The organism is Paenibacillus sp. Marseille-Q4541 (assembly GCF_018310695.1).
GTDB lineage: Bacteria > Bacillota > Bacilli > Paenibacillales > Paenibacillaceae > Paenibacillus.
In genome coordinates, this window is the sequence record NZ_JAGXCY010000013.1 from 57,177 (window position 1) to 69,646 (window position 12,470).

The window sequence follows — 12,470 nt, forward strand, 5'->3', positions numbered from 1 at the left end:
CCTCTCTATACCGGATTCGGTACATAACTTCCGCCGCGGCATTGCTTTAGATAGTTCAGTGCGTGCACTTGACCTGTCATTTCAAGGTCTCCCCGATAAACCGGATCATGCCATCCTTCGATATCAATACTACCTTCATACCCTGCCTGTCTCAAGATGGATATAATGTCCGTCCAGTTCGTGTCTCCAAATCCAGGAGTCCGATGCCACACGAACGGCTTCGGTCCATGGATCCCCTGTTCCTTCACGACATCCCAAGCAATCGTTGCGTCCTTGCCGTGGACATTAAACACTTTATGCACCCATTTGCGAAGCTGCGGAATCGGATCAATCAGGCTTACCATCTGGTGACAAGGTTCCCATTGAAGTCCGATATTATCTAGCGGAACCGCATGAAACATCATTTCCCAAGCAGCTGGATGATGGGCAATGTTCCAGTCCCCTTTTTCCCAAGTTCCATCCATGTTGCAGTTCTCAAAGGCAATTCGAACCCCCTTACTTTCCGCATAACGTCCCAGCTCCCCAAACACTTCCGTATACCGGGGAATGGATTCATCAATTGCACCTGGCATTCGCCCTGTAAACCCAGTAACGAGATCCGTGCCAAAGTCCTCCGCATGATCAATAAGCCGCTTCCAACTGTTCAGTGTATCCGCGTTGTCTCCTTCCCCCGTCAGCGGGTTTCCGAATACAGACAAGCTGGATACCGGAATCTGCTTTTCGTCCAAGATTTCATGGACCTGCTTAGATAATTCCTTAAGATCCGTATTTCCTGTCGTTTGCCAGAACGTCAAAGAGAACGATTCAAAACCGTGTGGAATGATTTGCGGTAAGACACGTACTGCATCCTGTCCACCTACGAGTGTACCTATCCGAATCTGCTTCATAATTAGACCTCCTGAATAATAAAAATCGTATGCATTTATCGTAAAGGAATCATAAGATCACAGCTACATCCTATCTATCGAAGTTTTCGTACAATCTTACGATTTTTTATTCATGACAGCGTTGACATTTGGAAATGCAGGTCGATATAGTAAGGGAAATGTACGAATGGATGTTAAAGAAAAATGTAAGAGGTGATATGCATTGACCCTTCCTCCTCATAAAGAACATACCTGGATTCCGGATCATACCTTCCCGATCAACGTTTTTTTTGTATCCTATATTTATCTCCATTGGCATGATCATATGGAGTGGGTATATGTAGAAAAAGGACGTATTCAAATGCAAATTGACGGTGATTTTGAGATTCTAGAGGCAGGTGACCTTGCTTTCGTAGGATCAAGACAACTTCATAAGGCAGAACAATTGGAGGAGTCCACTTCCTTGATCTGCATTGTATTTAACGAAGCGCTGGTTCGGGGCGGAGATCTTGATATTACCGAATATCAGTATTTTCTTCCTTATCTGAACCGCAAGCAGAACTGGCCACGAATCGTGCGTAGCGGAGAAGCTTGTATGCAGGCAATGACATTATCTTTTACAAGACTTCTTGAAGAATTTAAAACAAAACAATTTGGATACGAACTGTTCGTGAAAAGCGAGCTACTCCACATTTTTGGACAATACTTCCGCCATGCAGAACAAATCTCTGAAGTACGTACCGTTCGGCATCCTGATTCACATAACATGTCTTCCCTGCTCTCTCTGCTACGGGAGCGATATCAAGAAGAAATAAGCGTTGGAGAAGCAGCGCGACTGGTTAATGTAAGCCCTAATTACTTCTGTTCTATATTTAAAAAAGTGACCGGTAAAACGCTCAAAGAATATATTCATCTTCTTCGGGTCATGGAAGCAGAAAAACTGCTCCTGGAGACTGACCGATCAATAAGCGACATTGCTTCCTCGGTCGGCTTTACCAGCCTGACCTATTTTGGACGCGTCTTCAAAAAAATAAAGAACATCCCGCCCTCGGATGTCCGTAAACAATAAAACAGTCCTATCTTGTTACCACTGTTCTAACATCCGAAACGCAACAACAATATCAAGCTCATCCATGAGTGAATCAATAACAAGAGTGATGACATCTACATCTTCCATACGAAGCGTAACACCCTCTTCAATAAGATTGACGCTGGTATTAACGAAAGCGCCAGCGAGGCCAGACATCGTTCCTTGTGTAATAACTCGTCCATCCGTAACCACCGTGCAAGTCGTATTTACTTCGAGGACCGTATCTGATGCTGGGATCTGTGTTGTGACTGTTGGATAAAGTGTAAATGTACCGTCCACCTCACCACCTAGAATTAATGTATATCTCACTGGGTTCCTTGTTAAGATATCGAACCCTTCCACATAGACGGCCGCGGCAACGCCATTCGGATTCGCAAAAGCAAGATTTCTCCGAAAGCTGATCACTGCATAGTTTTCAACCTGAGTCGCGGAACTAACTGCTCTAATATCAGATGTAATCCTGCTGATGTCTACATTTTCCGTTCCAAGTGGAATATACTGACCATTTATGTCAATTCCGTAAAATACAACCTCAATTCCCACCTTAGAGAAAACGGCATTAATTTGAAAATTATCATATGCTACGTCATATGTGCGATTGATTACTTCACCTGCATTCACAAAAAATAGGTCCTCTGCAAAAGCCGTTTGCTGGTTCCCGTTATTTACAAGCCCTTTCAAGTAACAAGTTCCTGAGGAAGTATCATTATTAATAACCTTGACGTAGGCTTGAACATATGGCCGAGCACCTTGAATCGGAATATTCACCTGATTACGAGTCGTAATGATTGGCATCTGGTTCCCCCCTTAACTTCATTCCTACCGGATAGTATATGCTCCAGCCAATATAAAAAGTTCGGGTGTTATGATATAGTAGATTAGGATTTGTACATACTTTTAGAAGCTATCGTATAACTTGTAACTTACTCTCATCCCACTTTATAATGATAATGATTTTCATTATTACCGCTGGAAAATAGGGGTCGTGAAATTGCAGAATCTACACTTAGAAGATCATGAATCTTCCAAATCAAAAATACAGGCCAGACCTGTCAGAGCTTTGCTGACCCTAATCCTGGGGCTCTTGGCCATTATCTTGTTTATGGGTGTTTCCATAGCAGTTGGTGCAGCAGACATCCATCTTTCTACTGTTTATGAAGCGCTTATGCACTATAATCCGGATTCATCCCAGCATGCTATTATTCACGAATTGCGAATTCCACGCTCGATCGCGGACGTACTAATCGGTGCCGCCTTCGCTGTAGCTGGAGCAGTTATGCAGGGAATGACGCGAAATCCACTCGCTGATTCCGGACTTCTTGGCATTAATGCTGGCGCCGTCTTTATGATTGCTGTCGCGCTTGCCTTTTTTCCTGGAATGTCCTACAACGGCACGATTATCTTCGCCTTCATTGGAGCCTTCGTAGCCACAGCACTTGTATATGGCACAAGCTCCTTGGGCAAAGCAAGAGTTACACCGATTCGGCTAGTTCTCGCAGGCGCGGCTGTTTCCGCTCTACTCACTGCCCTCAGTCAGGGGATTGCGATTCACTTTAGACTCAGTCAGAATCTCGCTTTCTGGGTTGCGGGTGGGGTAGCTGGCATCAAAATGTCGCAGGTATTATCTATACTTCCTTGGATCATGATTGCTTTGATTGCAGCGCTTCTTATCTCTAGGTCGATTACACTTATCAGTCTAGGTGATGAGATCGCCTCTGGTCTTGGACAGAAAACAGGGGTCATTAAAGTGATTGGCGGTATTATTGTGCTCGTTCTGGCTGGAGCAGCCGTATCCGTTGCCGGACCGATTGGGTTCGTGGGACTTGTTGTACCACACCTTGTCCGCTATATCGTCGGAGTCGATTATCGTTATATTATTCCCTGCTCCGCCGTCATTGGAGGTCTGCTGATGCTCCTCGCGGATATTGGCGCAAGAATGATTAATCCTCCCTACGAGACACCAATTAGTGCACTGTTTGCTCTTGTCGGTGTTCCCTTCTTCCTGTACATCTCACGCAAATCAGGGAGGGGTCTCTAAATGAAAAAAACACTTGCTGAGCAGATGCAGCATAGTAAAAATAAAAAACAGGTGCGCCAATGGACCGTCCTTACGATATTTGCCGTATTGATGATTGTCTTTGTACTGATCAGTATGAACACAGGATTCTCTAAGCTGACACCTGGGGAAGTTCTGAATACGCTTCTCGGGAAAGGAACATCCCGCCAAAGCCTTATTTTATTTGAATTCCGCTTGCCAAGGATAATTATCTCCATGCTGGTAGGTGCAGGTCTTGCCGTATCCGGCTGTATTTTGCAAGGGGTATCGAGAAATGCCCTTGCCGATCCAGGCATCCTCGGTATAACTACGGGCGCTGGTCTGTTCGTTGTGCTCTACCTGTCCTTCTATACCAGTGCTGCCGAAGCGCCGACACTACTGCTTCCTTTTCTTGCACTTGTTGGTGGCAGTATTATTGCAGCCATTATCTATATTCTCTCTTATAGTAAAAAGGACGGACTGAATCCGAATCGGATGGTGCTGACAGGAATCGCGGTTACGGCAGCAGTGAATGGTTTGATGATTGTGCTGATGCTAAGACTGAATCCCAATAAATATGACATGGTAGCTAGCTGGCTAGCGGGAAGCATTTGGGGCTCTACCTGGAATCAGGTAATTACTCTTCTACCTTGGGTACTCCTGCTGATCGTTTTCGCATTCCTTAAATCCCGGATGCTAGATGCACTGTCACTGGATGAGAATGTTGCCTCTTCTCTTGGGGTGAATCTCAGTCGTCAGCGACTGCTCTTGTTGCTCATTGCCGTAGGGCTGGCAGCAGCCTGCGTTGCTTTTACGGGTGGTATTGGGTTTGTCGGTCTGATCGCACCTCATCTCGCACGCCGTCTTGTCGGTCCGGGCCATCGCATGCTGCTTCCCGCATCTGCGCTCGGCGGTGCGCTGCTACTACTCATGGCAGACACGCTTGGCCGCTCGATCCTTCCTTCTTCGGAAATTCATGCCGGAATTATGGTAGCGATCATTGGTGCACCGTACTTCCTCTATTTATTATCTAGATCCAAAATGTAGACATTGATGAGGATAAGCTGTTTAGGCTTCCCAAACCAAACTAAACCAACCAGACAGGGCTAAACAAGCCTTGCCTGGTTTTTTTGTTATCTGCATGCTCACCTCATCAAGGAAAAGGGTAACATTTGCCGAATATCTTCTATAGAGAAGTGTAATGAGAATGTTCCTATTTGCGGTTTGGTTGTTCCACTTTTGCATTGAAATGAAATCATGGAGGTTATGTCTATGAAAACAAATGCAACATTTAGTAAAGGAAATAACATCGTTTCGGACTCTCTTGAACAACAAATCATTCATTGGCGTAGACATTTTCATTCAAACCCTGAACTTTCGTTCCAGGAAACAGAAACCTCAAAGTATGTATACGAAACTCTTGAACAGTTTCCGAACCTGGAACTATCAAAACCTACGCCTACCAGCGTAATGGCGAGACTAATTGGCAATTCGCCGGGTAAGGTTCTCGCTCTTCGTGCAGATATGGATGCACTTCCTATTGTGGAAGAGAACGATTTCCCTTTTGCTTCGGTTAACCCGGGTGTCATGCATGCCTGTGGTCATGATGGCCATACTGCGATGCTGCTCGGGGTAGCACAAATTTTATCCCAGCGTGTTGATTCACTGAAAGGTGAAATTCGGTTTATTTTTCAACATGCAGAAGAAGAGTTGCCGGGCGGAGCACAAGAGATGGTAAAAGCCGGCGTCATGGAAGGTGTAGATTATGTAGTGGGCAGTCATCTTGACTCTGGTCTCCCTACAGGTCAAATCGGCATCGTATACGGTCCTGCTATGGCCTCGCCTGACTCATTCAGCCTGACCATTACAGGAAAAGGGGGACATGCCGCCGCTCCGCATCTTACGGTCGACCCGATTGCAGTAGGAGCTCAGGTAGTGACGAACCTTCAGCATATCGTATCTCGTAACGTTGATCCGCTGGATCAAATTGTTATCTCCGTTACTAAATTTATTAGCGGCTCTGCTTTTAATGTCATTCCCGGTTCAGCTGAACTTGCTGGAACCGTACGAAGCTTTGATCCAACGGTTCGTAAAACAGTCCCCGAACTTTTCCATCGTATCCTGCGAGGCATCACAGAAGCCCACGGGGCAGAGTACAGTCTCGAATTTAAACACGGGTATCATCCCGTGATCAATGAAGAAGCGACGACAAAAGTCGTTGAAGAAGCGGTCCTTGAACTGTTTGGCCAAGAACACATTGAATACATCCGGCCAAGTATGGGCGGTGAAGACTTCTCTGCCTATCAGCGGGAAGCACCTGGTGTATTTTTCAAGGTAGGGTCCCGCAACGAAGAACAGGGAATTATTTATCCTCACCATCATGCCAAGTTTTCCATTGATGAGGATGCACTTGCGATCGGCGTTCAAGTCTTCATTCGAACGGCTGAAAAGTTATTAGAATGGGAAATATAGCTTGATTAATTATATATTCAACTCCTCATCAAGGATCACTTGCGATTAGAATGATCTTGGAATGGACTTCAAAAAGCTGCCATGCATATGCCTGGTAGCTTTTTTTATTAAGAGGCAAGATTCCAGATCCTGTCTGTTCAGCACACATTAGAGATGATACAATGCCATTTCTACAACCTTTATATCTGCCACAGATCTTCCATCAGTAAGTGTGACAATATTAACAGCTGTGGAGTATAAGATATGATATTTTAGGCGGTACAAAAATATGAAGTAGTTACCCCTTCACATGCTTTTCTGTACTTCAACACTTTATCCGATTAGCGTATCAGCGTATGTGTTTCATCATTTTTATATATTTTTGTTAGAAAATAGGCACGCTGGGTATAAATAAACGGGAGTAAATTGTACGAATTACATAAAAATCGTTAAAAATGAGGAGGAATTCCTGTATTTACATGCTCCGCATCTTTTGACAGACGAAAACATCCAAGGGTATTATATCAGAACAAATCAGGGAGGTTATGAAATGGCAGACATCACGAAAAAAGAAATTGCAGATAGTGTCCCCCAGAAAGGCTTTTTCGGACACCCTAAAGGATTGTTTACCCTCTTCTTTACAGAGTTCTGGGAACGGTTCTCTTACTACGGAATGCGGGCAATCCTTGTTTATTATATGTATTATGAAGTATCTCAAGGCGGACTTGGACTTGATCAGACAATGGCATTATCCATAATGTCTATCTATGGTTCCCTTGTGTATATGTCAGGGATTATCGGCGGCTGGTTAGCTGACCGAATCTTCGGGACATCAAGGGCTGTATTTTATGGTGGTGTCCTGATTATGCTTGGTCACATTGCACTGGCAATTCCAGGAAATATTGCTTTGTTCTTTATCTCAATGGTACTCATTGTACTTGGGACAGGCCTACTCAAACCAAACGTATCCAGTGTAGTTGGCGATATTTATGCTCCAGAAGACAATCGTCGTGATGCCGGATTTAGTATTTTCTATATGGGTATTAACCTCGGTGGATTCCTGTCACCACTCGTTGTAGGTTCTATCGCTATGACGAAGAACTCAAACAACTTCCATCTTGGATTTAGTCTTGCAGCAATCGGGATGTTAATCGGTCTAATTGTTTTTGTTGCAACCAAGAAGAAAAGCTTAGGTCTTGCAGGTACCATTGTCAAAAACCCACTTGCTCCTCATGAGAAGAAAAAAGTGTTCACGAGTATTGCTGTCGGTATTCTTGTTATCGCAATACTCGCGATTCTCGGTATTCAGATTGGGTTTCTTACCTTCCCGGTATTTGTAAACATTATCGCTTTCCTTGGAATTCTAATTCCAATCGTCTACTTTACCGTCATGTATCGTAGTCCGAAAACAAACGATGTAGAGCGCTCACGCATTATTGCCTACATTCCGCTGTTCATTGCATCTGTCATGTTTTGGGCCATTCAGGAGCAAGGTTCTACCATCCTGGCTAACTATGCAGACAAACGGACACAACTGGAGATCGCAGGAATTACCCTTTCTCCTGCCTGGTTCCAATCCTTGAATCCGATGTTTATTATTGTGCTGGCACCGTTATTTGCTTGGTTCTGGATGAAGCTAGGGAATCGTCAGCCATCGATTCCTAAGAAATTTGCATTTGGTCTATTATTCGCAGGGCTATCCTTCTTGGTCATCTTACTGCCCTCTTATTTTGGAGGAACTGACAGTCTTGTAAACCCGCTGTGGCTCGTACTCAGTTACTTTATTGTAGTCCTTGGTGAGCTTTGCTTATCACCAGTAGGTTTATCTGCGACTACAAAACTTGCTCCAGCAGCTTTTTCTGCACAAACCATGAGTCTATGGTTCCTAACCAATGCAGCTGCACAAGCGATTAACGCTCTGATTGCACCGCTGTATTCGGAAGAAACAGAGATGATCTATTTTGGAGTTATCGGAGGAGCGTCCATCGCCCTCGGTATTATCCTCTTTATCATCTCACCGAAGATCCAATCCTTCATGAAGGGAATTAAATAGTTGTACAAAATATAAAACCTCTGTATCCGGATGAACTGGAAGTCCATCTCGGATCAGAGGTTTTTGGTTTTATCGTGTCATTATATGACTTTTAAGCTATGACAATACTTTTTCTAAACTTCCATCTTGGTCCTTACGAATTTGCTTACTGCGAAGCTGACCGCAGGCTGCATCGATATCGGTACCGTGTTCAAGTCTTACGCTAACACTGATGTTCTGTTTCTTCAGCACGTCATAGAAAGCAGTAATGGAGTCTTTCTCACTCCGCTGATACTGACTATGCTCATCTACCGGGTTATAAGGAATCAGGTTAACAATGGCCAAATTCCGGCGATCCTTCAGAAGTTCCGCAAGTTCAAGTGCGTGCTCCGGCTGATCGTTGACCCCTTGAAGCAAAATATATTCGATCGTAATCCGTTTATTTGTTTTATCCCAATAGTATTCGATTGCTTCCATCAGCTTCTCAATTGGGATGGCTTTGTTAATTTTCATAATCCGCGTGCGCAGCTCATTGTTCGGTGCGTGTAGCGAAACGGCAAGGTTCACGTTCAGATCGGAATCAGCAAACTCTTTAATTTTGCCTGCAAGTCCGCTCGTAGATACCGTAATATGTCTTCCTCCAATGGCAAGTCCCTTATGGTCCTTCACAATGCGGATAAAATTGGACATATGCTCATAGTTATCGAATGGTTCACCAATCCCCATTACAACGATATGGCTGACTCTTTCCCCTTTGCCTCTCTGATCCAAATGAAGCTGGACTTTCATAATTTGCTCCACGATTTCTCCTGCCGTAAGATCACGGCTTTTCTTCAATAGACCACTTGCACAGAAACTACAGCCAATATTACAGCCCACTTGTGTCGTTACACAGACAGATAGACCGAATTTGTGCTGCATCATTACCGTCTCGATCAAGTTGCCATCAGCTAAACGGAACAGAAACTTAATCGTACCATCGGCCGACTCTTGTCTCGTATGTTCAGTTAAGGTTTCAATTGCATAATGATCCTTTAGAAGCTTAAGAGCATCTTTATTCACTTCAGTCATGTCTGCAAAATCAGTTACACGCTTTCTGTACAAGCCTTCCCATACATGTGTAGCTCTAGAGCGTTTCTGGCCCTGCTCTTCAAACCACGCGCCCATCTGATCTAATGTCAATCCATAAATGGATGGTTTATTCATTCTTCTTGCCCTCTTTTCAAAACATTAAAGTAAAATCTATACAAACCTTCTTCGTCTCATCTGCTTAAAAATAGGTTCTTCTTCATTAATCCGTCTATTATTGTCCCAAACTTTTCAGGTTTAAACAAGGTCTAATCACTGGAACACTGGCAAAATAACAAAAGAAGACTCCCGTTTTCGCGAAAGTCTCCCTTACTTCTATTTAAAAATCAATATGATCTGGGTCTGGACCTACCCGATGATTCTGGTTAAGCGCATCGATTTGCTCCATTTCTTGATCCGTAAGTTCAAAATCGAATACATTTGCATTTTCAGCGATCCGGTGTGCTTTGATTGATTTCGGAATCGTAATAATGCCATGCTGTAAATCCCAACGTAAAATAACTTGAGCCACTGATTTGTGATATTTGTTTGAAATTTCGCTTAAGATTGGATGATCAAGCAGTCCTCCCTGCATAAGCGGTGACCAAGCTTCCATCTGAATTTGATGCTCCTTGCTGTAAGCAAGGAGTTCCTTCTGAGTCAGATAGGGATGAAGCTCCACTTGATTGATTACCGGTTTGATTTCGGATGTTTGCATCAATTCTTTTAAGTGATGAATTTGGAAGTTACTTACCCCAATCGCCTTTACTCGGCCATTCTTGTACAATGTTTCAAGTGCATGCCATGCCTCTGTATATTTGCCCAGAACAGGCCAGTGAATAAGATAGAGGTCAAGATATTCAAGGCCAAGCTTTTCAAGACTCGCATCATAGGCAGCAAGAGTTTCTTCATACCCAAGATCAGCATTCCACACTTTGGATGTAATGAATAAATCCTCACGGTTCAGTCCGTTCTCTGCAATTGCTTCCTTAACCGCCTCACCGACGCCTGTCTCATTTTGATAAATAGCTGCTGTATCAATACTTCGATAACCTTCTGCGATGGCACTCTTCACAGCCTGTTTAAGGTCCTCGCCCTCTTCTACTTTAAAAACACCAAGACCGAACCAAGGCATCTCTACTCCATTGTTTAGAACAACACGATCTTGTAAATGTTTTGCTGTTGTCATATTATATAATCCTCCAATAATTGTAATGTTAAAAAGCGCTCGTCTATTTTTGTCGTTCTATTGTCGTTTTCCTATATTCTGTACGATGGCTTAAGCACAAATCTTTACTAAGCTTTTACTGAGCTATCTGTGTTTGAGTCTTGCTATGCATCTTATCTTTACGCTCTAATCTCAGGCTCCATGCCGTCAGTATAGCGGCCCCTGCCACCATAACGGCCCCAATCCACGGCGTGTGAATGAGTCCGATCGAATCGGTCACGATTCCACCAAGATAAGCCCCGAGCGCTATTCCGGCGTTAAAGGCGGCAATATTGAGCGAAGATGCCACGTCTTTTGCTTCCGGTACATACCGTTCTGCCAGTATAACTGCATACACTTGCAATCCAGGCACATTCATAAAGGCAAACAGCCCCATGAGGAAGATCGTTATTAAACCAGCAATAGGTGAAGGAGCAGTAAATGTAAGAATAAGCAGAATCACAGCTTGGATAATAAACATGGTTAACAACGCTTTAAGCGGATTGCGATCGGCTGCCTTTCCGCCGATAATGTTCCCGATCGCGATCGCAATTCCGTAGAGCAACAGTATGGCTGCCACGCTGTTTTCCGAAAATCCGGTGATATCATGGAGTAGCGGGGAAAGATACGTATATACTACAAACGTTCCTCCGTATCCAAGAGCAGTAATCGCCAAAATGAGCAGCAGACGTCCATTGGCGAGCAGTTTACCTTGATCTCGGAATCTCATTACCGTGCCTTTTCCTATAACAGCAGGAATCAAGAATAGATTTGCGATCAAAGCAAGTACGCCTATGATGACGATAGCTACAAACGCGGCCCTCCAGCCCATAAATCCACCAATAAAGGTTCCAAACGGTACACCGGTTATCGTTGCTACCGTAAGTCCGGTGAACATGATGGAAATGGCACTCGCTCTTTTATGCTCTGCCACTAGATCCGCTGCGATCGTTGATCCGATGGACATGAAGACCCCATGAGCCAAGGCGCTAATAATTCGGGCAATCAACAAGATTTCAATAGTATTTGCAAAAGCAGCGATGCTGTTGCCGATAATAAAAACAATCATGATGGCGATGAGCAGTTTTTTCCTTCCCAGACGAGAAGTTAACGAGGTAAGCACTGGAGCGCCGAACATAACACCTAAGGCGTACAATGTTACCGTTAGTCCTGCTGTTGTTACGGATATATTTAGGTCATCAGCAATGAGAGGTAACAATCCTACGCTGATAAACTCGGTTGTTCCAATTGCGAAAGCACTGATTGCCAGAGCAAGAAGCGCAAGCGTTGCATTTTTTTTATCGGATGACATGAGTTCCACTCCTGTAGTATGGTAATTACCGGCCGGTAAGGCTATTATGAGTTATTGCGATTATAATGAACAGTACGTACTTTTAAGTACTGGAGGAAGACGGAATTGTGAATCGAATCAGCTATAACGAGGTGCCGCCAAGAGTGGAGTACGAGCTTACCGAATATGGATGGAGTCTAAAGCCAATTTTGGATTCGCTATGCAATTGGGGAGAACTACATATCCTTAAAGAATACGGGAGCCTGTCCTCCATGCTGGAACGAAGTATATTAAACAATATCCCTGATGAGGAAGAAACGACCTCAGGTGAGACAGCTCTATCCTGACCCCCAGGACTCTTTTAGCGAAACGTAGGTTCACAAAATTATCGAAAATATGAATGAATCGCCCAGATAAAAAAACGCCCCCA

10 protein-coding genes and 1 pseudogene are annotated in these 12,470 nt (G+C 44.0%); 6 read left to right on the forward strand and 5 right to left on the reverse strand.

The genetic code is table 11. The features are described 5' to 3' along the window. Positions 1-5 precede the first annotated feature (5 nt). On the reverse strand, positions 6-887 hold the full coding sequence (locus KFT32_RS14850) for a sugar phosphate isomerase/epimerase family protein (protein WP_211748010.1): 882 nt from the start codon (positions 885-887) through the stop codon (positions 6-8). 202 nt (positions 888-1,089) lie between these two features. On the opposite strand from KFT32_RS14850, the gene KFT32_RS14855 reads away from it, so the two are divergent. Beyond that, positions 1,090-1,935: a helix-turn-helix domain-containing protein gene (locus tag KFT32_RS14855; RefSeq protein ID WP_211748011.1), complete on the forward strand. Its 846-nt coding sequence runs from the start codon at positions 1,090-1,092 to the stop codon at positions 1,933-1,935. Positions 1,936-1,950: 15 nt separating this feature from the next. Here the strand turns inward: KFT32_RS14855 and KFT32_RS14860 are convergent, their stop codons facing one another. Further along, positions 1,951-2,751, reverse strand: a complete 801-nt coding sequence (locus KFT32_RS14860) for a hypothetical protein (RefSeq protein ID WP_211748012.1) — start codon at positions 2,749-2,751, stop codon at positions 1,951-1,953. 196 nt (positions 2,752-2,947) lie between these two features. Here KFT32_RS14860 and KFT32_RS14865 point away from each other — a divergent pair, with 196 nt between their 5' ends. The 4 genes from KFT32_RS14865 (at position 2,948) to KFT32_RS14880 (ending at position 8,495) form a co-directional block, all read left to right on the forward strand. Next, complete coding sequence (locus tag KFT32_RS14865; protein ID WP_481856342.1) at positions 2,948-3,994, forward strand: FecCD family ABC transporter permease; 1,047 nt, start codon at positions 2,948-2,950, stop codon at positions 3,992-3,994. After that, the gene (locus KFT32_RS14870) at positions 3,995-5,038 is read left to right on the forward strand and encodes a FecCD family ABC transporter permease (protein ID WP_211748013.1); all 1,044 of its coding nucleotides are present in this window, start codon (positions 3,995-3,997) and stop codon (positions 5,036-5,038) included. 225 nt (positions 5,039-5,263) lie between these two features. Continuing rightward, positions 5,264-6,463 carry a M20 family metallopeptidase gene (locus KFT32_RS14875; RefSeq protein WP_211748014.1) on the forward strand — a complete coding sequence of 400 codons (1,200 nt, stop codon included), beginning with the start codon at positions 5,264-5,266 and terminating at the stop codon, positions 6,461-6,463. A 529-nt stretch (positions 6,464-6,992) separates the two neighbouring features. Beyond that, the gene (locus KFT32_RS14880) at positions 6,993-8,495 is read left to right on the forward strand and encodes a peptide MFS transporter (protein WP_211748015.1); all 1,503 of its coding nucleotides are present in this window, start codon (positions 6,993-6,995) and stop codon (positions 8,493-8,495) included. A 96-nt stretch (positions 8,496-8,591) separates the two neighbouring features. Here the strand turns inward: KFT32_RS14880 and rlmN are convergent, their stop codons facing one another. From rlmN to KFT32_RS14895, 3 genes are all read right to left on the reverse strand, one after another. Beyond that, complete coding sequence (rlmN, locus tag KFT32_RS14885) at positions 8,592-9,680, reverse strand: dual-specificity RNA methyltransferase RlmN (RefSeq protein ID WP_211748016.1); 1,089 nt, start codon at positions 9,678-9,680, stop codon at positions 8,592-8,594. A gap of 202 nt (positions 9,681-9,882) precedes the next feature. After that, positions 9,883-10,731, reverse strand: coding sequence for an aldo/keto reductase (locus KFT32_RS14890; RefSeq protein WP_211748017.1), 849 nt, complete (start codon positions 10,729-10,731; stop codon positions 9,883-9,885). A gap of 115 nt (positions 10,732-10,846) precedes the next feature. Beyond that, entirely contained in the window at positions 10,847-12,061 is a 1,215-nt protein-coding gene (locus KFT32_RS14895) for an MFS transporter (protein WP_211748018.1), read from the reverse strand. 89 nt (positions 12,062-12,150) lie between these two features. On the opposite strand from KFT32_RS14895, the pseudogene KFT32_RS14900 reads away from it, so the two are divergent. Continuing rightward, positions 12,151-12,387: pseudogene (locus KFT32_RS14900) on the forward strand (winged helix-turn-helix transcriptional regulator); the annotation flags it as partial. Positions 12,388-12,470: the final 83 nt, after the last annotated feature.

Excerpts from the sequence above, each read along its gene's own strand:
- KFT32_RS14850 (WP_211748010.1), bottom strand. The coding sequence starts at position 887 with ATGAAGCAGATTCGGATAGGTACACTCGTAGGTGGACAGGATGCAGTA.
- KFT32_RS14860 (WP_211748012.1), bottom strand. The coding sequence starts at position 2,751 with ATGCCAATCATTACGACTCGTAATCAGGTGAATATTCCGATTCAAGGT.
- KFT32_RS14870 (WP_211748013.1), top strand. The coding sequence starts at position 3,995 with ATGAAAAAAACACTTGCTGAGCAGATGCAGCATAGTAAAAATAAAAAA.
- KFT32_RS14875 (WP_211748014.1), top strand. The coding sequence starts at position 5,264 with ATGAAAACAAATGCAACATTTAGTAAAGGAAATAACATCGTTTCGGAC.
- KFT32_RS14880 (WP_211748015.1), top strand. The coding sequence starts at position 6,993 with ATGGCAGACATCACGAAAAAAGAAATTGCAGATAGTGTCCCCCAGAAA.
- rlmN (WP_211748016.1), bottom strand. The coding sequence starts at position 9,680 with ATGAATAAACCATCCATTTATGGATTGACATTAGATCAGATGGGCGCG.
- KFT32_RS14890 (WP_211748017.1), bottom strand. The coding sequence starts at position 10,731 with ATGACAACAGCAAAACATTTACAAGATCGTGTTGTTCTAAACAATGGA.
- KFT32_RS14895 (WP_211748018.1), bottom strand. The coding sequence starts at position 12,061 with ATGTCATCCGATAAAAAAAATGCAACGCTTGCGCTTCTTGCTCTGGCA.